17 protein-coding genes are annotated in these 21,782 nt (G+C 43.6%); 8 read left to right on the top strand and 9 right to left on the bottom strand.

Features of this window, described 5'->3' with window-relative positions; translation table 11 throughout:
• The first annotated feature begins 31 nt into the window (after positions 1-31).
• Positions 32-853, top strand: a complete 822-nt coding sequence (locus tag ACLIIY_RS07620) for a mechanosensitive ion channel family protein (protein WP_009705994.1) — start codon at positions 32-34, stop codon at positions 851-853.
• 54 nt (positions 854-907) lie between these two features.
• On the opposite strand, the gene ACLIIY_RS07615 is transcribed toward ACLIIY_RS07620, so the two are convergent.
• The 3 genes from ACLIIY_RS07615 to ACLIIY_RS07605 form a co-directional block, all read right to left on the bottom strand.
• On the bottom strand, positions 908-1,831 hold the full coding sequence (locus tag ACLIIY_RS07615) for a LysR family transcriptional regulator (RefSeq protein ID WP_434528443.1): 924 nt from the start codon (positions 1,829-1,831) through the stop codon (positions 908-910).
• A 181-nt stretch (positions 1,832-2,012) separates the two neighbouring features.
• Positions 2,013-5,147 (bottom strand): efflux RND transporter permease subunit, encoded by a 3,135-nt coding sequence (locus ACLIIY_RS07610; RefSeq protein ID WP_434528442.1) that lies wholly within the window; start codon positions 5,145-5,147, stop codon positions 2,013-2,015.
• Positions 5,148-5,156: 9 nt separating this feature from the next.
• Positions 5,157-6,335 (bottom strand): efflux RND transporter periplasmic adaptor subunit, encoded by a 1,179-nt coding sequence (locus tag ACLIIY_RS07605; protein WP_409584819.1) that lies wholly within the window; start codon positions 6,333-6,335, stop codon positions 5,157-5,159.
• 364 nt (positions 6,336-6,699) lie between these two features.
• On the opposite strand from ACLIIY_RS07605, the gene ACLIIY_RS07600 reads away from it, so the two are divergent.
• A complete protein-coding gene (locus tag ACLIIY_RS07600) occupies positions 6,700-7,620 on the top strand; it encodes a LysR family transcriptional regulator (protein ID WP_434528441.1) in 921 nt (306 codons plus the stop codon).
• Between the two features lie 169 nt (positions 7,621-7,789).
• Positions 7,790-8,764 carry a porin gene (locus tag ACLIIY_RS07595; protein WP_434528440.1) on the top strand — a complete coding sequence of 325 codons (975 nt, stop codon included), beginning with the start codon at positions 7,790-7,792 and terminating at the stop codon, positions 8,762-8,764.
• A 370-nt stretch (positions 8,765-9,134) separates the two neighbouring features.
• Here ACLIIY_RS07595 and ACLIIY_RS07590 read toward each other — a convergent pair whose 3' ends face one another.
• The 4 genes from ACLIIY_RS07590 to ACLIIY_RS07575 all read right to left on the bottom strand — a co-directional run bounded on the left by ACLIIY_RS07590 (position 9,135) and on the right by ACLIIY_RS07575 (position 13,387).
• On the bottom strand, positions 9,135-10,952 hold the full coding sequence (locus ACLIIY_RS07590; protein ID WP_434528439.1) for a DUF3413 domain-containing protein: 1,818 nt from the start codon (positions 10,950-10,952) through the stop codon (positions 9,135-9,137).
• A 118-nt stretch (positions 10,953-11,070) separates the two neighbouring features.
• Entirely contained in the window at positions 11,071-11,415 is a 345-nt protein-coding gene (locus tag ACLIIY_RS07585) for a DUF3316 domain-containing protein (RefSeq protein WP_033006832.1), read from the bottom strand.
• Between the two features lie 308 nt (positions 11,416-11,723).
• Positions 11,724-12,320, bottom strand: a complete 597-nt coding sequence (locus ACLIIY_RS07580; protein ID WP_418097097.1) for a short chain dehydrogenase — start codon at positions 12,318-12,320, stop codon at positions 11,724-11,726.
• A 167-nt stretch (positions 12,321-12,487) separates the two neighbouring features.
• Positions 12,488-13,387 carry a LysR family transcriptional regulator gene (locus ACLIIY_RS07575; RefSeq protein ID WP_418097096.1) on the bottom strand — a complete coding sequence of 300 codons (900 nt, stop codon included), beginning with the start codon at positions 13,385-13,387 and terminating at the stop codon, positions 12,488-12,490.
• 163 nt (positions 13,388-13,550) lie between these two features.
• Between ACLIIY_RS07575 and ACLIIY_RS07570 the strand changes: the two genes are divergently transcribed.
• Both ACLIIY_RS07570 and ACLIIY_RS07565 read left to right on the top strand, forming a co-directional pair.
• A complete protein-coding gene (locus ACLIIY_RS07570) occupies positions 13,551-13,847 on the top strand; it encodes a DUF1330 domain-containing protein (protein ID WP_418097095.1) in 297 nt (98 codons plus the stop codon).
• A gap of 520 nt (positions 13,848-14,367) precedes the next feature.
• Entirely contained in the window at positions 14,368-15,834 is a 1,467-nt protein-coding gene (locus tag ACLIIY_RS07565; RefSeq protein ID WP_230599413.1) for a lytic polysaccharide monooxygenase, read from the top strand.
• A 504-nt stretch (positions 15,835-16,338) separates the two neighbouring features.
• Here the strand turns inward: ACLIIY_RS07565 and ACLIIY_RS07560 are convergent.
• Positions 16,339-17,274, bottom strand: coding sequence for a universal stress protein (locus ACLIIY_RS07560; protein WP_434528438.1), 936 nt, complete (start codon positions 17,272-17,274; stop codon positions 16,339-16,341).
• 217 nt (positions 17,275-17,491) lie between these two features.
• Here ACLIIY_RS07560 and ACLIIY_RS07555 point away from each other — a divergent pair, with 217 nt between their 5' ends.
• Positions 17,492-17,923, top strand: a complete 432-nt coding sequence (locus ACLIIY_RS07555) for a GNAT family N-acetyltransferase (RefSeq protein ID WP_434528541.1) — start codon at positions 17,492-17,494, stop codon at positions 17,921-17,923.
• A 90-nt stretch (positions 17,924-18,013) separates the two neighbouring features.
• Here ACLIIY_RS07555 and ACLIIY_RS07550 read toward each other — a convergent pair whose 3' ends face one another.
• Positions 18,014-18,622 (bottom strand): HD-GYP domain-containing protein, encoded by a 609-nt coding sequence (locus ACLIIY_RS07550; protein WP_045410843.1) that lies wholly within the window; start codon positions 18,620-18,622, stop codon positions 18,014-18,016.
• Positions 18,623-18,993: 371 nt separating this feature from the next.
• Here ACLIIY_RS07550 and ACLIIY_RS07545 point away from each other — a divergent pair, with 371 nt between their 5' ends.
• The gene (locus ACLIIY_RS07545) at positions 18,994-19,248 is read left to right on the top strand and encodes a hypothetical protein (RefSeq protein ID WP_434528437.1); all 255 of its coding nucleotides are present in this window, start codon (positions 18,994-18,996) and stop codon (positions 19,246-19,248) included.
• A gap of 284 nt (positions 19,249-19,532) precedes the next feature.
• The gene (locus ACLIIY_RS07540) at positions 19,533-21,770 is read left to right on the top strand and encodes a hypothetical protein (protein WP_434528436.1); all 2,238 of its coding nucleotides are present in this window, start codon (positions 19,533-19,535) and stop codon (positions 21,768-21,770) included.
• The last annotated feature ends 12 nt before the right edge of the window (positions 21,771-21,782 follow it).

The following is a 21,782-nucleotide window of genomic DNA, read 5'->3' as shown; positions in this document are numbered from 1 at the left end:
CCTCTTTTTTGATATTTAGAGAGGGATTCGCATGTGGGAAAACATTTCTTTAGAAACACTGTATGAGAAGTGCTTGGAGCTTTTACTGACGTTTGGACCAAAGTTTATCTTGGCTTTGATTGTTCTGTTCGTGGGCTGGTGGATTGTAGGCAAAGTCAGTCGTGCTATTGAAGTCGCGTTAGAAAAGATGAAGATAGAGCACGGCTTACGCGGTTTTCTTTCTTCCTTGGCGTCTGTTATTTTAAAGATCCTTTTGATCATTTCTGCCGCTTCTATGATTGGCGTAGAAACCACCTCGTTCATTGCGATGTTGGGTGCTGCGGGCCTTGCCGTTGGTATGGCGCTTCAAGGTAGTTTGTCCAACTTTGCGGGTGGAGTATTAATTCTGTTCTTCAAGCCATTTAAAGTGGGGGATGTGATTGAAGCGCAAGGGCACATGGGGAAGGTCGTTGATATCCAGATTTTTGTAACCGTGCTGCTGACTTATGATAACCAAAAAATCATCATCCCTAACGGCTCATTGTCTAACGGAACGGTGAAGAATCTGTTTTGTGAAGAGAAGCGCCGTATCGATATTGAGTTTGGTATTAGCTACGGTGACGATATCCATAAAGCCCGCCGTGTTCTAATGCAAGTGATGGAGAACTACGAGCTGATCATCAACGAGCCCGAGCCTACTGTGCATGTGAGCCAACACGGTGACAGCCACATCGGTATGCTAGTGTGGGCGTGGGTTGATTCAGAAAACTACTGGCCGGCTTACTTTGGCCTTTATGAACGAGTGAAAGATGCCTTTGATTCAGAAGACATCACGATTCCATTCCCTCAACGAGATGTTCATATCCACAACTAGCAAAAAAGGAGCGTCAGCTCCTTTTTTTGATTTACTCATTTGTTGTGAAAAACATTAACGAAAATAAGCTTCCCAGTTCGCTGGCGTGCCGATGACATCTTGGACGATGTCGATAAACTCTTTGAGCAAAGGTGAATGCTGTCGATGGGTGTACATCGCGTAGATATCGCCATGTGTTGGGATATCGTAATCCGCTAATAACTGAACTAACCCCATTGATTCCAACTCTTCATGCACCATAAACTGACCAATCTGCGCATAGCCTAGCCCGGCTTTTGCGCTTTCTATGATCAGTTCAGGCTCATTGACGCGGTAAGCGCTCGTCATTGAATACACATCCAACTGGTTTGGCTCTGTTTTAGAAATGAACTTCAATTTGTCTGCGTTAAAGTTTCCATTGGCATACACAATGGAAGGCAGCAAAGACAACGCTTGAGGGGTTTTCGGTTCACCATGTTTTTCAATAAACGATCGGGACGCCACAATAGCGACTTTGTTTTCTGCCAGTCTTTTCGCGACGAGGGTAGAGTCGCGCATCGGACCAATGCGAAACGCAATATCGAAGTTGTTGCCGACTACATCAACATGATGGTCATCTAAGAGAAGCTCAATCGATGCTTTCGGAAATTGCTCCAAAAAGCGCTGAATAGCGGGCTGCAAATACTGGCGGCCAAACATAGTCGAACTTGAGATCTTTAGATTGCCACTCAAATCCGTTTGGAATGAAGAGGTAAGTTGCTTCGTCTCGTCTAATAGTGTCGAGATTTTCTCGGCTTTCTCTATCACTTGTAAGCCAATTTGAGTCATGGAAAGAGAGCGAGTGGTGCGGTTTACCAGACGAACGCCAAGGTATTCCTCAAGCTGCTTGATGTGTTTGGACAGAACAGAACGGTCCATGTTCATGCGATCAGCCGCTTTGGCAAATGATCCCGCTTTGGATACTTCTAGCAGCAGTTCGAGTTTGTTTGCTAAATCCAATGGTGTGCTCCTTGAGTCGTTGGATTCACGTTATAAAGCCTTGCTTAGGTGAATGTCTAGTCCGATTTGTTTCGTCAGGCTTATTGATACAGCTAACGCAATGAAACTTATCGATAAAGCTATAAGTAAAAAGGAACCGAGCAATGTCGGTTCCTTTTTCTATTTAGTGGTCAAAAAAGCGTTATCTCTGTTTTCGACCTTTACTGACGAGCATGTAAAACACAGGGGTGAGTAGCAAACCGAAGAAGGTCACACCCACCATGCCGGAGAACACAGCAATACCCATCGCTTGACGCATCTCAGCACCGGCTCCACTACCTAACACAAGAGGAACAACGCCTGCTGTGAAGGCGATAGAGGTCATCAAGATTGGACGCAAACGCAAGCGACATGCTTCCAAAATCGCAGACAGATGATCTTTACCACTGCCTTTCAACTCGTTAGCAAACTCCACCATCAGGATGGCGTTCTTACATGCGAGCGCGACCAAGACAATCAATGCGATCTGGGTGAAGATGTTGTTATCGCCTCCAACCAGCCACACACCGCCAAGAGCAGAGAAGATCGTCATCGGGACAATCAAGATGATCGCCAATGGCAACTTCAAGCTCTCGTACTGCGCAGCAAGTACCATGAACACCAGCAATACAACCAATGGGAAAATATAAACCATGGTATTGCCCGCCAAAATTTGTTGGTAGGTAACATCGGTCCATTCATACACCATACCTTCTGACAAGTTCGCTGCTAGCACATCTTCTATGGCTTTTTGTGCTTCGTCCGAGCTGTAACCGAAGGCTGGGCTGCCATTAAGCTCGGCACTTGGGTAGCCGTTGTAATGCATCACACGATCGGGACCAATGGTCGGTGTAATTTCAAGTACTGCGCCAAGTGGGACCATCTTGCCTGATGCACTTCTTACTTTGTAAGACAAGATTTGCTCAGGGTCGAGACGGTAATCAATATCGGCTTGAGCGTTTACTTGGTATGTACGGCCAAACATATTGAAGTCGTTGACATACAATGAACCTAAGTAAACTTGCAGTGCGTTGAAGACTTCTTCCAACGGAATGCCTTGTAACATGGCTTGCTCACGGTCAACGTTGATATCCATTTGAGGTACCTGAATACGGAACGTTGAGTAAAGTCCCATAAGCTCTGGGCGTTTGCTTGCTTCTTGAATCACTAGGTTCAATTGCTGGAACAACTGGTCGAAGCCTTTATTACCACGGTCTTCAATTTGCAATTTGAAGCCACCTGTCGAGCCTAAACCTTGGATCGGCGGTGGTGGGAAAATAGCGACGAACGCTTCATCGATCACGGCAAATTTTTGGTTCAAGGCTGCAACAATGGCATTGGCTCCTAAACTTGGATCTGCTCGGTTTTCAAATGCGTCCAACGTAACAAAAACAATACCGCTGTTTGGGCTATTGGTGAAGCCATTTACAGACAATCCCGGGAAGGAAATGGTCTGTGAAACGCCTGGCGTCGCCAGAGCAAGCGTCTCCATCTCTCGAATCACTTCTTCAGTTCGATCTAAGCTCGCGGCATCAGGTAATTGAGCGATGGCAACCAAATACTGTTTGTCTTGTTGTGGAATAAAACCACCAGGTACGGCGTTAAACAGCGAGCCTGTACCACCAAGCAGAACGAGGTAGGCAGCAACGACAATCGCGCTGAAACGAACCAGTTTCTTCACCAAAGCTTCATATCGGTTTGAACCATAATCAAACAGCTTGTTAAACGGCTTAAACAGGAACTTGCCAAACACGGCGTCCAACATACGCGTTAAGCGATCGGGTTTTGCTCCTTTTTCTTTCAATAGCAAGGCTGACAAGGCTGGAGAAAGAGTCAGAGAGTTGATTGCCGAGATTATGGTTGAAATCGTGATCGTCAAGGCAAACTGTTTGTAGAACTGACCAGACAAACCGGTAATAAACGTCGTAGGGATGAATACCGCACACAGCACCAAAGCAATAGCGATGATGGGGCCGGTTACTTCTTCCATGGCTTTTTTGGTCGCTTCCAGCGGTTTTAAGCCATTGTGAATGTTCCGTTCTACGTTCTCGACCACAACGATCGCGTCATCCACAACAATACCGATAGCCAATACCAAGCCAAACAAGGATAGAGTGTTGATTGAGACGCCAAGCATTTGCATTACAGCGAAAGTACCAACAAGAGAAACCGGTACGGCAATGATTGGGATGATGGATGCTCGCCATGTTTGTAAGAACAAGGTGACGACGATAACCACCAATACAATCGCTTCAAGCAACGTGCTGATTACGGCATTGATTGAACCGCGTACGAAGACGGTTGGATCATAAGCAATCTCGTAAGACACGCCTTGCGGAAACTTCTTCGATAGCTCCGCCATGGTGTCACGAACTTCATTTGATAGCTCAATCGCGTTAGCGCCCGGACGTTGGAAGATAGGCATAGCGACCGCAGAGTTGCCGTTTAGCAGTGCACGCAGAGCATAGGTGTTTTGACCGAGTTCAATACGCGCTACGTCTTTCAAACGAGTCAAAGCGCCGTTATCACCTACTTGAACAATGATGTCTTTAAACTCGTCGATGTTCTCCAGACGGCCTTTTACGTTCAGCAACACTTGGAACTGATTATCGATAGTAGAAGGTTGTGCGCCAAGTGAGCCTGCTGCGACTTGTTGGTTTTGCTGTCTTACCGCATTAACCACGTCCATTGCTGTTAAGTTACGAGAGGCTAATGCGTCTGGATCGAGCCATAAGCGCATTGAGTACTCGCCGCCACCAAACAACTGAACGTCACCCACACCGCCAAGGCGAGCGATGTCGTCTTTGATGTAAAGGTTCGAGTAGTTCGCAAGGTAACTGACTTCTCGGCTGTTATCTGGAGAGTAGATATGTACCACCATGGTCAGATCTGGCGATGCTTTTTCTGCTACGACACCTAAGCGTTGTACGGTTTGAGGCAAACGCGGTAGGGCGCTGTTCACGCGGTTTTGAACCTGAACCTGAGCTTTATCGAGATCAGTGCCAAGCGCGAAAGTGACCGTTAGTGTCATTCGACCATCGCTGGTGGCTTGAGAAAACATGTAGAGCATATTTTCCGTGCCGTTTATCTCTTGTTCCAACGGTGTTGCTACCGTCTCTGCGATGATCTTTGGGTTCGCACCTGGGTAGTTCGCGGTTACAACAACCGTAGGAGGCACGACTTCTGGGTATTCACTCACTGGGAGTTGGAACAAAGAAATGCTACCAACAATCAGAATGAGTAGAGAGAGCATCGATGCGAAGATCGGTCTCTGGATGAAAAAATGCGCAAACTTCATTGAATCGCCTTACTCTTGTGCATTTGTCGTAGGTTGAGTGCTTTTAGAAGGGGCGGACGCCAAGATCAATGGCACAGATGTAAGGTCGAGCTCAACGTTTCTTGGTTGAATTTGAGTGCTAGGACCGACCTTTGCAGGGCCATTGACGGCAATGATGTCGTCTGAGTCCAAACCTTGTGTAATAGCGCGGTACTTGCCGTAACGCTCACCGACTTCCACTTGCTGATATTGCAGAACATGGTCTTTGTTCATGGTTAGAACAAAGCGGTTTTCTAGGTCAGTACCGATGGCACGTTCTGGGATCAACACTTCTTCTTTTGGCAAGCTGGTGGTGATTTGCACGCGGCCAAAAGAACCAACTCGCAACGGTCGATTGTTTGCGTTAAACACAGCACGAACCTGTAATGTGCCAGTATTTGGATCGATCGTATTGTTGATAAAATCGATGTAACCAAAGTAAGGGCGCTGCTCTTTGCCTGTTAACTGCAGGCGAGCCGGCGTCTTGCTTGCCGCGGTGGTGTCAGAGAAATTGCGGTTCCATGTACGCTCATCAACGTTGAAATAAGCGTAAACTTTGTCGTTGGAAACAATGTTACTGATGATGCTTTGGTTTGCCGTTACGTTGTTGCCTTCAGTGATAAACGCATTCGAGATGGTGCCACTAATAGGTGCGTAGATTTGTGTGAACTCAAGATCAAGCTTGGCAGATTTCAACTGAGCCTGAAGTGCCAATACTTCCGATTTTCGTTGTTTAACCGATGTCGAGCGAGATTCCGCTTGCTCTTGGGAGATGGCTCGACGCTCCACCAATTTTGATGCACGGCGCAAGTCACTCTTCGCTTGTTCTAGGGAGGCTTTCGCGCTCAGTAATTGCGCTTCAAGGCGTGCGACTTCTGCTTCAAAGGTTCTTGCATCGAGTGTTGCGAGTAGGTCGCCTTTTTGTACTGCTTGTCCATCTTCAAATTCAATGGTCTCAATCACGCCCGATACTCGTGGCATAAGAGAAACCTCTTGAGGCGCTTCAAGTCGCGTCGTAAAGGTAAACCACGATTGAACCGGTTCATATGCTACGGTCGCCACGTCTACAGGGACAAACGCAGGAGCTTGTTGTGTTGCTGGTTTGTCATCAGAGCTGCAAGCGGACAATACCGCTAGGCTAATTCCTGTAACCACTGCTTTTTTTAACATAATCAATCCTCGTCAAAAATTTGAGGAGGCGATTCTACTGATAGGAATTGTGGAGAATAAGTGCATAGATAAAACATATAGAATTGAAAAAAATGCACGAATCAATCAATGTAAACTAAATTCTTTTTAATTTTAGAAACTTAGAAATATAAACCCTGCGAATGTTGTTGATATATATATTAGTTCGAAATGGTTTATATCAATTTGTAATAGAGAAAATGCGTCGACAAAACACAGTTAAATCAAAGTTTAAATAGCCAAATGATGCATTTTTATCATTTCATTAGTGCAAAAATAACCATAATAATTATTGATGGATTTTGTAAAATCGGCTCTTCATCACAATATTAGGAGAGGGAGTTGGATGGATCTTGCTACACAGCTTGAGTTGTTATTGGACGTTGCGGAATTTGGTACGTTTGCCAAGGCAGCGGATAGGAACCACATTGATCGCTCCGCGCTGTCTAAGCAAATTAAAAGATTGGAAGATGATTTAGGATTGCGTTTGTTAAACCGCTCAACACGCTCTCTGTCTTTGACAAGTGCAGGTGCAGAGATGGTAAAGCAAGCCAAAAAGGTGAGGGAAGTTCTTAATGAAACCAAGAAGATAGCTGAAACGTTTCATGATGAGCCTCGTGGGCATCTGAAGATTTCTAGCTCAACGTTTTTTGGTCGAACTTACATCAATCGTGCTATTGAATTGTTCATCAAGAAATACCCGGAGATCAGTGTTGAGCTGGTGTTAGATGATAATCGGGTTGATGTGATCAGTGAAGGTTATGATGTGGTATTTCGAATTGGTCAAATTCGCGATTCCAATATGATCGTCAGAAAGCTTGCCTCCAATAAGTTGGCATTAGTCGCTTCAAGAGATTTTATTGATACGTATGGTATGCCAGAAACGCCAGAAGACTTGATTAAATTGCCATCAATCGTATATTCAAACGAAAACTTTATTGCTGATAAATTACGCATCCCGACGAGTCTAGACTCAGATGAAACAAAAACGTTTACTATGAGAGGACAATACTTAGTCAACGAAGCCGAGTCAATTATCGATTCTGTAAAATCTGGCTTAGGTTATGCGTTAATTGGCCAGTTTTATTTGCAAAAGCACATTGATGAACAAGGGTTAATTCGTTTGTTACCAGATTATAAATTACCCGATTCTGGCGAAGTTTATGCGATGTACTCTCATCGTGATCAGCAACCTCTTGGTAAGCTCTTTATTGATATGGTTCAAGAGGTGATTGGTAAACCTGCTATTTGGGAAAACTACCTATAATGTTCTAGTTTGTTTATTAGAATATAGTAATTATTTTATTTGTAAATGTTTAACAGGGAAGTTATTCGTTCAAAAATAACCATTTTAAATAGTAAAATTGTCGCTAATATAAAATAATAATTTGAGCATAATTGTCACCGCTTATTAACAAACAAGTAGTGGTAATTAAATGAAAATGAATAAAACAGCCTTCGCAGTTCTTTCTCTTATTGTAGCGAATGGTGCATCAGCAGCAGAAGTATTCTCTAACGATACAACAACACTCGATGTTCATGGCCGTATGCAGGGTATGTATTATTTCTCTGATGATAAAGACGTAGATGGCGATAACAGTTACGTACGTGTTGGCCTAAGCGGCGAATCTAAAATTAATGATGATCTTTACGCGTTTGGTCTTTATGAGCTTGAGTTTAAATCAAACCGTCGTGACGTTAACGGTGTTGAAGATGATGAGTTTGATGTACGTAAAGGCTATGTGGGTGTTGCGACAGATTACGCAACGTTCAGCTACGGTCGCCAATACGGTGCTGTGACGCTGGTTTCTGATTACACCGATATCTTCCCTGAGTTTGGTAACGAAGCGGCAGGCGTGAGTGCAGACGTATTTGGCACAGGCCGTTCAGACTCTGTCTTCAAAGCAACGGCAAGCATTGCTGGCTTAAACGTTCATGCAAGCTACCAAGCAGAAAATGATGAAGTATCGACTGACTCTAACTCATACGGTATAGCCGCGGATTACCAACTTCCGTTTGGCTTTAAAGTAGCACTAGGTTACAACGAAGGTGAAACACTTGCAGGTGGTAACGACGCTGAGTTATTCACTTCTGCCATCTCTTACGAGTACGATGCATTCTACGTAGCGGCGCTGTACAGTGATGGTGAAAACTGGGCAAAAGATGGTTCTGATGTAAACGCGGATTACACTGGTATTGAAGCCGTTGCAACGTACAAAGTGACTGATGATTTCCTTGCGTTGGTAGGTTACAACAACCTAGAGCGTAATGACGTTGACACTGTAGATTACATATCTATCGGCGCGGAGTACAACTTAACAGAAAACTTTAAAGCGCTAGCAGAATACAAAATCAATGATGTTGAAAACGAAGACGACGTATTTGCCGTTGCTGCTCGTTACTCATTCTAATCACTGATTAACATACAAGCCGATGAAGATAACTTCATCGGCTTTTTTGTGTCTGTTATTTCTGACGGCTATTTTTTCCATAATGAATGGATAATATAAATCGTGAGTGAACTCATGGTTTGATTTATTATTCTTTCCGTTAGCTAGTCCACTGCTAGGAAGGTTAACATTTACGTATATTTGTATTTCTTAATGTTTTGCAGCAAATTATTTGCTGCTTTTTTTTGCTTATAATTTGTACTTGTTATTATTTTTCCCAAAAATATTCTCGTTTCTCGTTTCTCGTTTCTCGTTTCTCGTTTCTCGTTTCTCGTTTCTGCTCAATATAAAAAAGCCCCGCATAAAGCGAGGCGAAGTAGTAGCCGGCAACTCAATAATAGAAACGGGACATTTCATCGAGTGCTCTCTGCATGGTTTCGACCGGAACTCGACCCGAATGATCGATGTGTAAATCATTTCGAAGCAGTTGCGAATGCCCGCCCGGGTTAACCACAAGCATGTTCTCTCTTCCGACTAGCGCGTAGTTGTAATAACTGCCAGCAATGAACCAATCACGAGATGCGTTTTCGTCAAACAAGTTATGACCGACACTGTAAGATTCGGGGCTCGTCGTCACGTCAAAGAGCTGATTCATGAGTGTAGGAACAATATCGAAATGAGTGGTTCGATAACGGATTGTTTGAGGCGCTTTCTTTGGCATATACACGTAAAGCGGAACGTGAACCTGAGTCGCACTGTAGTTGCCAGTATGACCCCAATAGTTCATCTGATGGTCGTTGAACTCTTCACCGTGATCGGAAGTGATTATAACGATGGTGTTGTCTAAATCCACGTTATCCAGCACTTGTGCAATCAAACTGTCGATATAGTACAGAGAGTTCTTATAGCGATTGTGATAAAGCGTGGCATCGAAGTCATTGTTAAGTTTGATGTGGTCGACACGCTTCCAATAAGGCGTGAACTTAGCAAATTCAGGCTCAGGAAAGCTGGTTCCATGTGCTGCATCATAGAACAGAAATCCGAAGTACGGGTCGTCACTTGTTTGGTTCTTAAATTCAATAAACTCATCAGTGATTTCTTGGTCTCGCTCAACCTGCGTTTTGCCATCGCGCTTAAGCGTCAGGTTTTCAACGTTTTTGAAAACGGTGCGTGACAAAGGAGGGCTTGTGAGTGAAGCAGAACCAAAGACGCCCATGCGATACCCTTGGCCTTGCAATGCATCCATAAACACAGGTGACTTTTGGCTCGCGTAAAAGCTGTTCCAGTATGTGGCGGGTAAGCTATAAAACAAGCTGAAAACGCCGGCCTGTGTTGAGTTGCCGCCACTCATGTGCTCAGAAAAGTTGATGGTTTGCTCTGCAAATTGCGTAATATTGGGCATGATCTCGGCGGTTGCGTCGCTGTAGCGCCAAGCGTCAATTAATATAAACAGGACATTCGGCTTTGTTTCTTTTGAAGAGACTGATAATGGCGCGAGGGGATAATTGAGAGACCCACTTTTGACGGCCTTCAGTTCAACTCGGTTCTGAGCCGCGATGGTTTGATCCACCAAATCATGTTTGTAGATAAATTTACGCGCAGTGAGCGGATAATAGAGAGGCCAGTTATTCGTGAATTGGCTTACCTCATCGTCATAGAGGGCGTTCTTATAGGCATGGATGAATTGCGTACTGAGCAATAGGACAAACCAAACACTGAACAACAGATATTTCAGACGGCTCGACGCAAGCTTACCGCTTAACCAAACCGTCATCACTAACCCTGAAATGAGTAGCGCGATCTCTCCAACGAAAATCAACCACGTCATCCAAGATATTTCAAATACCTCTTTTCCACCTTCAAAGAACATGCGGATAAGTAACGCGTTGATGTGGAGCTTGTACTGCTGAAAAACCAAAATGTCGACATTCAGCATGATCAAGAGTGCGATGGCAACGAGGATGACCGCACCTTTGAATAGATGTGATGGCAAGAACGAGAGCAACAGGCAGCAAAGTAAGAATGGCAGTGCAATCAGGCCAAGCCAAGCGTATTGAGTTGCGACCAAATAATACAATTGAAGGGCGGTAAGTGGTTCAGAAAATGAGTTTGAAAAAAGAAACGGATAGCAAACGATGGATAAATAGATGGAAAAACAGGCAAAGAAAGCCATCAACCACGCGCTATTATTCGCAGTTTGTTTGAACATAGTTTTTAGAAGTGTTATGTCACGAGAGTGATGAGAAGACGGGAAGTTTCCCAGATGAAAACAACCTCTCCACCGTAAGAGAGGGTGGAGAAGTTATCAAAAACGTGCGGAATTGAGCTTAGTTGTTGCCAGAGTCGCTTGCACGATAGTTGTAGAAGACATTCACGATCGCACGGTATTTTACTTCGTCACGTTGCTCTGAATATTCTTCTACCGTTACGTAAGTGTTGTCTAAACGGATGTCGCGTGCGAATCCATGACCAATAATGCTCAGTTCACGGCGCAATTCGGTTTGAGACATGTCTTGAATCTCGTTGATAAGATCAAAGCTTGCTTCGTAAGCGGATGATTTATCGGCGAAGTTATCCGTTACAATTCTCTGTGTACCATGCTCAGTGTGGATACCTGCAAAGGCAGAAAAACTTGCGAGCATAAGAGAAGTTAGAGTCATTAGCTTTTTCATAGTGTCACCTAAAGTAATATTTGATTAAACGGTAAAGTGTCTAACGAATCCCTGTTTCTTTACTTGACGGAAGAGATTGTGCCATGAGGTTTTTGTGACGTGAATCACTATGTTTTCCATTCATTGTGGTGAAATTGTCCCGATTCTAGACTTGAGAAAACCTCATTTAAATTAGGGAATTAGACAAAAACAATTGCCCACAAAAGCATCAAGAATGAGTTGGTTTTGATGTGGATTTAGAATGCAAAAAAGCGATGACCTCGATAAGGCCATCGCTCTTCAAAAACAGGGTTAGACGTTGTGTTTGGTTATTTAACGGCAGTGATGATCTCGCCAGTTGCACTGTATTCCAATAGGTTTACATACTGCTGAGCAACCTCGATAGCTGGCATGCCCGGTTCAGGATCCATACCCATTGCAACCATGGTTTCTGCGACCCACCCAGGAGACACTGCGTTGATTCGAATTCGATCAATCTCGGTGACCGCCGCTTTTATTGCCGCTTCTACTGCTGCATTTACGGTGGTAACGATGCCACTGCCTTGGAATGGGTGCTGAGCCAAAATACCAGTAGTAAGTACAATGACACCGTTGTCATTCACGTATTTCTCACCAAAACGAATGGTATTGATTTGTCCCATCATTTTGTTGTTGATACCGAATTCCCATTCAGAGTCCGGCGCGTCGGCCCACGGAGCCAAGTTTGCTACGCCTGCGGTACAGAAGATGGCATCAACTTTACCAATTTTCTCAAACAGCGCTTTAAGCGATTCGGGCTTAGATAAATCTACCGGATTTTCTGGGTGATTGAACGATGCACCAATTACTTCTGCTTTATCTTTTAGTAGCGTTTCAAATTGACGACCAATTAAACCAGTTGAGCCAAGAACGAGTACTCTTTTCATTTTTCTATCTCCGTTTCCGTTGTGTAATCACATTATTGGATAAAGAGATTTGTTCGTGTAGAGAGGTAAAGGTTGTTTTACTTGTAACTAAAAGTTTAAACTGATTGTAACCCGTTTTCATTCAAACCACTTGTGGTTAGCTAGGCGTTAACGTAATGCATAACCAGTTAAGAGGGGTAAGACTTGAGCTTCTCAACCATAAAGTCGATGAAAAGGCGTGTACGCTTGGGCAAGTTATCTCTAGATGAGTAGTAAATCCAAACGGGCTTAGGCTCGACCCAATACGATTCTAAGATGGGTACAACGCTGCCTTGTTCTAACTCTTCTTCTACATGCCATCTTCCCATGAATGCGATGCCTAGATGTTGCATTACTGCAATTTTGGCGGCGCTAATGTTAGATAGGCTAAGGTTACCTTTTGGAATGAATTGAACGTGCTCTCCGTGGGTGTCCTTCAATGGCCAAGTGTAGGACCGACCCGACGAAAGAGGGCGATAAACGATGCAGTTGTGTTGATGAAGATCTTCCACACTACGCGGGAGGCCAAACGTTTCAACATACTCTTTGCTCGCAAATATGCCGCTTTGCATTTGATAAATTGTTCGTGCCACCAAGCGGCTGTCTTCGTTTATCTGATTGCCAACACTCACATCGAATCCTTCATCGACGACGTCTAAGATGCGATCACTCAAGACCAAATCTAGCTCGATCCCCGGATACAAGTTCAGAAACTCGGCGATATGCGGCATAACAAACTTACGCCCAAAGCTGTCAGGCAAATTGACTTTAAGTTTGCCGGCAGGGTTTTTATTCTGCTCAGACAGACCATCAATGCTTTGTTCAATTTCCGATAGTAGCGGCGAGACGCGTTGATAAAGACTGGCGCCATCCTCTGTTAATGAAAACTGACGTGTGTTGCGATGGAAAAGCCTCACCCCAGTTTGTCTTTCCAAAGCGGCGACGCCTTTACTCACTGCAGCTGCAGAGATCCCTAGCTTGCGCCCAGCCGCAGAAAAGCTGCCTTCTTGAGCAGCCGCAATAAACAAAGGAAGTTGAGTCGGAAGCATAAGTCGTGATCCTTCAATTCGGGCTTTTTTGATGTAATGCGTTAAAGCATGGAACAGATTCAACTTCTAGTTATAACTGATTCAACGTGTTGAGATCTACCGTTACAAATCGAGAGGCGTATTGTGAGACTTACTGATTCAATCAAACCAATAGGCAATCAACATGACACCAATTTACCTTTATATACAGTTTAAAATTCAGGATATGGAAGCTTTCAGTGAGTATGCTGAGCGTGTTTCTGAAACCACTCAAATCTATGGAGGCAAGACGATTGCGATCAACAAATCACCAACGACATTACATGGCGATGTGGGGGCAGATGTTTGTGTCATTCAACACTGGCCATCTTTGGAAGTGGCACAAGCGTGGCATGACTCTCCTGAATACGCACCACTGAGAAAACTGCGTGACGAAAAAGCGATGAGAGATCTGAAAATTATCCCTGTGCCTGCTGTTTAAATAAGCAAGTAGATCAAATAGACAGCGCTAATATTGATATTATATTAAATTTATAATGAATTAATGGTTGGTATTATTACAGAAAATATTAGCGTTCGTTTATTTATTAATCTCTAATTATTCACATCATCATTCTTGGAAACTGAGTCACAAAATAATCAATTATATTTAATATTTATAAATGGTGTTTTTTATTAAACTATTTGCTCTAATCTTATGCTAAATTTCTTTTGTGATAATCATTTAAGTGATTGTAAATATTGTTATTTGTTAGTTTTTTGTCAGTATGTTCTGAAATTGTCTTTTTATTTAAATTTGTGATGTTTGTTCATATCGATAATCGTCAAACTTTCATTGATAGAACTTACGTATATTATTTTTAACTGTTTACTGATTAAAACTATAAACATGAAATAAGTAACAACGGTTATAAAACATCCGTTGAATCTTATTTGTACTATAAACGGTAGAGAGTGAAAAAGTGAAAGCAAATAAAAACATTCTTAAAGCAGCAGTGGGTATGGCGATGCTATCTGGCCTACCAACAGCAGCAAATGCTCACGGTTGGTCAGAGTTTCCGAGTGCTCGACAAAATACATGTTATGAACAAGGCGGAATTTGGTCGGGTAACCCACCAAATGCGGCTTGTGCTCAAGCAAAGGAAATTTCTGGTTCTTATCCTTTTGTTCAGCGTAATGAATACGCTAAGAACATTACGGATTTCAACAATATGGCGGCAGTAAAAGCTGCTATTCCAGATGGTACGTTGTGTTACGCAAATGACCCTCAGAAAAAGGGCATGGGCGCACCGCATACAGGTTGGACACGTACGGAACTAAACACAGGAACATTCGAATTTGTGTTTAACGCGACCGCACCTCACAACCCTTCATTTTGGGAATTTTACCTAACCAAACCAGGTGCAGATCTGAGCAAGGCACTTGCGTGGGGTGACCTAGATCTTATCCAGACAGAAGGTAACGTGCCAGTTAGCGGTGGTAAGTACCGCATGAACGTGACAATCCCTTCAGATCGTTCTGGTGATGCGATTCTTTTTGTTCGCTGGCAGCGTGATGATGCTGCGGGTGAAGGCTTCTACAACTGTTCAGACATCACTATTGTGGGCGGCGAGACACCTCCACCGGAGCCAACGCCACAGCCAGACCTTGTGAAAGGCGACCTTTACATTCCAGTTGATTTTGTCGGTCCAGATTTAGGCGATACGGTGAAATACGACATCATCAATAAATACGGTGAAGTAGCACGTAGCTTTGATATCGAAGTGAATGCATCAAACATCAATGATTGGGAACGTCTACTGGCTTCCGAAATCAACGGTTGGCACGCAGAGTTCAAAGACGGCGCAGTCTTCATCGGTGATTGGCATGAAGAAATGTCACACTACATGTACTTCCAGAACGATCCATCACGCAACTTCTTTAACTCAAAAGATAGCCGTGCATCTGGCATGATTTCAGTTATTGATGGCGATGAAGGCGGCGTGGAGCCACTGACTGGTGACATCTACGAGCTTGTTAAGAGTGACAAGGTTGTAAATGCTGGCGACAAAGTGGTTATTGCAACTAGCGAAGCAGCGAATCTAACGCAAACTCAAGGTTCAGCAGTTAGCATTCAGAACAATGGCACGGCTTCTATCGTTGTTGATACAACGGCAATCACACAAAATGAAACACTGTCGTTTGTTGCGAATGCAGTGAACAGCGAGCGTGCAGAGACATTCACGTTTGAAGTTATTGCAGATGACAGCACGGTAGACCCAGAGCCAACACCAGATCCGGATCCAACACCAGACCCAACGCCAGATCCAAGTGGTGATGCATGGGACGCTGCGAAAACTTACCTAGGTGGTGAAGTAGTATCTTACGCTGACCAAAACTGGAAAGCTCAGTGGTGGATCCAAGGTGGTGACAATCCACAAGCGACTTACCAAAAAGACAAGTGGGGTGTTTGGCGTCCAGCTAACTAATCTCACTCGTTAAAGCCAAAAGGAATTGGCTAAGGCAAGCATCAAAGCCATCGCTCTTATTAATAGAGTGGTGGCTTTTTCATATTAACTAAATATAGGTTGAGGTCCGTCGATAAGTGGATGTTGCACAATTGGCAAGTAGAAAAAAGTGGTGTGCTAAGATGCTTATTCTTAAAGCATTTCATGCGTTAATATCCTTTTCGAGCGTTAACTAACACCTCCTATAGTTAGACCTCACCTTATAACGACAATAATGCGAAATTAGTGCTTGAAGCCCCATGGAAGTGTGGGCTTTTTTTTTTGCATTTAGGCTAGGCAAACATTTCAAAACGCATCTTCAGACTGCCTCTTTTTCACTAAACGAAGCCAGTATTATCTGACTCGTTAACAGCGCTGCATGTCGCTTTTAACTTTCACCATTCTATATCGTGGATAGTACATTTGTGCATCAATGCTTCGTATGCAGGCCCGCTTCTTGATATGAGAGGCGGGCTTTTTTCATCTTTACGCCAAGGGAGAGATAAAGCCTTCAGGTTTTAAAGCAACCAGCGAGCAGTCGATTGATTGCAGGACGTTTTCAGCGGTATTACCAATGATTACCCCTTGGATTCCGGTACGCGTAATTGTCCCCATTACTAATACATCGATTTCTTCCTTAGTGACCCAGCGAGGGATTTGCTCATCCGCAGAACCATGAAGGTGATGAACAACAGAATCGCCAGCGATACCAGAGGTAGCAATTATGGCATCGAGCGCTTCACGGTGTGCAGTTCGGTGCGCGTTGATCTGCTGGTCTAGCACATCGTCTTCGATTTGAATCCACACGTGATGCCTCAAATAGCTTTCCATCTGATATTCCCAGCACGACACGATGTGTAATTGTCGATTGAAAGAGTCGGCAATTGAACGCGCAAGTTGCAGTAATTCAACCGTAAGGACTTCTTGTTCTTTACTAGAGATAATCGGATCGATAGCAACAGCAACGCGTTTTTTCACCATTGAGTGTTTGGGTTTTCTGTTTAACCAAACTGGGCAGGGACATTTTCTCAGAAGCTTCATGTCGAGTGCTTTGAACCCTTTGCTGCCCTCATCCAACGGTTCAGCATCTTTAATCACGAGATCATAGTATTGCTTAGAGACAGACTGGATGATGGAGACGCCGGGCTGATCGCCACTTTCAACATTAATAGGGAACGGCTCTACTATGTCGGAAGAGGGATCAAGGTCCTGTGCTGCTTTGATATCAGAGAACAAACTTTCTATCAGAGAGTTTTCGTAAGTGTGTTGGTACTCGCTCATGTTGGTTGGCATCGCAGGGCAAACAATCAAACCCGATAATCTTGCATCATGCGACTTAGCGAGTTTCATCGCTTGTTCCAGTGAGTCACTTTTACCTTCTAATCCTTGGCTTACGAATAAGATGTTTTGAAATCTTTTCATATCGACCTCCTTTTTATTAAGTGTTGTATCAAGAAGGTGATATTTCCATGCTTAAATTGTGGTTAATTGCGCTAGGACAAACCCTCCGCCATTTCGATTCAATGGGCAGTGGAGCTCAATGCACAGGATCTTCCAATGTACACGTCGTCACCAAGTTGCTAGACTCACGCTTCGCGGCTGCACATTGAACTTCAGTCCACTCAAAGAGAGAGCATCTATGACGGTAGAAAATGTGCTTCCTGAACACTACGCAGAGCTGCTAGCTGTTTGGGAAAATTCAGTCCGAGCGACGCATGACTTCATCACAGAAGAAGATATTGAGTTTTTTAAACCCATTATCATTGAACAAGCATTTCCCGCAGTCACCTTAAAGTGTGTGAAAGACACGACAGGTGCAATACAAGGTTTTGTTGGTGTTCATGATGAAAAAATCGAGATGCTGTTTCTTCTAGATCAAGCAAGAGGAAAGGGCATAGGTAAGATGTTGCTGCAACACGCGATCAAACATCTCGGTGCAGTAAAAGTCGATGTGAATGAGCAAAACCCACAAGCCGTTGGTTTTTACCAGTGTATGGGCTTTAAAATCGAGTCTCGCTCACCACTCGATGATATGGGTAAACCATTTCCAATTTTACACATGACGTTGTAACGCTCGATATGTCGTACATCCGCCTCAATCAGGTTTTGTTAGAAGAAACGCCCAAAGCTAATAACTTTGGGCGTTTCCGTTTGAGTGAGATTAATAAGTCGTTTCTATGTAAGCGGTGAACTTATCGACAAGTTCTGGATTGAACTGACCACTGTCTCTTTCATCGAGAAGTATCTTTAAAGCATGATCTCTGTTCATTCCTCTTCGATATGAGCGGTTAGAAACCATAGCATCCCAAGCATCAACAATCGCCAATACCTGTGCCCCATAAGGGATCTCATCACCTTTCAGGCGAAACGGATAACCATTTCCGTCCCAGCGTTCATGATGTAAGCCTCCCAGCATGGAAGCCGATTCTAGCTCAGGATAGTCTTTTGTGAGATTGTATGACTCTTTGACGTGCTCATTCATTACTTGTCTTTCAATCGGTAACAACTGCTCAGGTTTATGTAGGACATGCAGTGGTGTTTTTAACTTTCCAAGATCATGGACAAGAGCAGCATCAAAAATCAGTTCTAGTTCTTGCTTTGAAAAACCTAGGTACTCGCCAAAGTAGTAAGCATAGATAGAAACGTTCATGACATGCATAAAAGTCTCTCTCGAATATTCAGCCATTTCTTGCAGTAGAAACAGTGCTTTATCTGAGTTTGAGTGGTTACGCGCGATGCTGTAAACGTGGTCGATATTAACGATGTTCATTCTGTTACTCTTGCTCGTGTTTTGAAATTCGAGGCAAGTATGCGTAAGAAGAATTCGCAAGTTAAATAAATGGACTTGAATGTTTATTAATCAATTTGTTTATTGGGGAAATCGGAGTTCTCATATAACCGATGGATGTCGTTACCTTTTGTCAAAATAATCATGTAGAGATAATTTTATCTAAATAACTCTAATTGATGTTTCTCCTACGGATACTTGTTGATGAGTTTGAGCAATAGTCAATGATACAGAAAGCTCTACCTCTTCTTAATGGCAGTCAATTGTCGGTTTTCACAATCATTTATTGGTGTAGCCGCTTTGGAAAGACCAAACTTGATGTCGTTTTTAGTAAGTTCACAGGTACACCCTAAATGATGAAAGCCATTTCGAAGACCGCACTTTGGCGAAATACAATCGTAGAGTTTGCAAAAGAGCTTGGATACGATCACTTCACAATAGGATTAAAACGCGACAGTATCACTATCCACTTCAAGCCAAGAACAAGTAAGCTAAAAATTACCGTTGAGTTAGCGGCGAGGTCCTTACACTACGATATTAAGAATACTCAGGACTGCATGGATTTTTGTTTGTTATTGCGGGCTATTGAAGATATTAAGGCTTTTTAGAAGTTTTTTGGAATTAATATCACAATTAACAGTGATTAAAATTACCATTAATGTCATATAAAACAATGGATTAGCTTTTAATGACTAATCATGGGTGTTTAGTGGTGGAGTTACCACTAAAATATGAAAATTGCGTAACTTTGTTCTAACTATCTAGATTAAAAATGACGCAATTACTCCGTTTTCAGCTTAGAAGGTACCGTCCTCCAAAGCTCATATTTGGTGCCTTTGCTCTTTGTTTACTTGCCGGGTGCAAAGGCAGTAGTGATAAAGATGAAGTCTCTGTGCTACCTCCTCCTGAGCCCCAAACTGCGATTTACTCGGAAGACATTGCAGAGAATGCTTTGTCTGGTTTTACAAGTGAAATAGAGTTAGGGGGACATGTATCTACTAGCGACAATAGCAGCTTCCGTATCACTTCTGTTGCTTCGCTTTCTGGTGAGCAGTGCCGAATTACTGGTACTACAGATGAAGCTTTTCAAGTCGTCTCTGATGATACACAAGACTGTATTTTCCGTTATCAAGTCGCTCCGGTAAACGACGACTCGACGTCATACTCATACGCTCGAGTTGCTGTCGCTTCTACCTACTCATCTTCCACATTGCCACGCATAACTGCGTCTACGACTGAAGGCACAGACATTACCATCGACCTTGAAGTTGAGTTAGGTTCTTCGGTACCTGATTCTTCTTTTGAGCTTCAAGAGGATATGGTCGTTGTTGGAAGTGGTACTGCTGAGTACATCAACTCTAAGCAGATTCGGTTTAGCCCTTCTGGCAAAGGCCAAAGTGAAATTCATTACAGCTACCAAAGTGCCGAAGCATTAAAGGTGGGGACAATTTCAGTATCGGCATCTCAGTTAAGTGCAAATACGGCACCTAGCGCAGATAGTTTTGCTCATGACAAACTGCTAGCGCTTGGGGAATCGGTGGTGATAGACGTTGGCGGCTATGTGGGGGACGTTGATGGTGATGACGTTCAACTCATTGCCATTGAGGATTTTAACTCTACGGCCACTTTATTTGATGCCACAGATACGACGAATACCAAGTTCACTTTTTCATCGACGACGCCAGGGCCACATGATGTCGCTTATACAGTGAGTGATCATAGAGGTGGTTATACGACGTCAGTTGCTCGGATTGAAGTCGAACCGGACTTTTCTTTGATTCAAGATTGGGAGGATATTGTTACTCACGATCCTGTTATCGGTTCTGATATTCGACTGTTTGCGCCAATGAGTAAAGTTTACGCGGATTATGTGAATGCTTCTTATACCTCAACTCATATCGAATCTGGTGAAAAGGGTCCTAAAGGGTCAGAAGTGGTTATGCAAACGCTCAAACAAGCACGCGCTTACTGCAAAACTCGAGGTGGCCGTTTACCTCTACAGCGCGAGCTAGACTCTCTTATTACCAATGAAATCAGTGCTTTTACCACTCACAACTGGCCAACGGAGGTGAACTATTGGACGGCGGAAAAGGTAAGTGAACTCAATGCCGCAACGGCGAGCCTTTTTGATGGGGCTACCGGACAACAGCCAGGCACTGATGTTGGATACACGACGTGTGTCGATATGAGTAATCCGAGTGTGAAAGATTTTTCTATCTCTCCTAGCTTGATCTCTGCTTCAGGCAACGAATACTCATATCAATTGCTCGTTAATCACCCCGATGGAGGCACCGGCGCATTTCAGGATATTGAACTAGAGGCTCTAGAAGAAAATGGTGTCTTTAGTTCAGGCGAAACGCATCAAGAGCTCGTTGCGGATTCGACGGGAAAACAGTCTGTCTCATATTTCGATACCGCGTTTAACTCATCTGTTATTTCATCCTTAGTGAGTTCGACAAATGAGCTTTATCCTTTCGTTCCGGATGAAGATGCCTCATCACTTGAAACACATGATGGATCAAAATGGAATCATGTTGATACGAGGTTTGGTCATACGCCTCCTCCGATTGGCGCTAATGGTATTCCGGTTTTGTACAACTATAGCGCTGAGAAAGGAATGGGGAGCAGTTCGGTATACAAAGAGCACTTTATTGGTTCGGATTTTGTGATGGCATTGCATATTCGGAATAAAGGAACATTAAGTTATGGCGCGATTTCCTTCTTTATAGAACAGCAAGGAAACATGCCCGATTCAACTTGGTACAACCCAGCTAATGACCCCGAGCGAGATCAACCTGGAGCTCCTCAAACCGAGGATACTTTCAATATTGTTACTCAATATGCAAAGCAAGAATTCAACTTCTATTCGGGTTTTGATAATTTTGTAGGTAATACGCCTGCAGAAGTTAGATATGTAGATCGTTATCTGTGGTTTCAGAAGAAAGGTGACATGCTGTATCACTATTCGTCTCCAACACCTGAAAGACCGAGCGAACCAGAATTTGTCGGCACATTCGATTGGGGAGCCATTGACCCAACTCAGCCATATTGGGTAGGTGCTGGTGGCGCTACAAACTACGAAGATGTTGAAGCTTACATCGTTAATGCAAATTTCGCTTCTTACCTATAAAGATAGGAACAC

The sequence above is a fragment of the Vibrio sp. K4 genome (assembly GCF_051122595.1).
GTDB lineage: Bacteria > Pseudomonadota > Gammaproteobacteria > Enterobacterales > Vibrionaceae > Vibrio > Vibrio owensii.
This window is presented reverse-complemented; position numbering and strand designations above follow the sequence as displayed.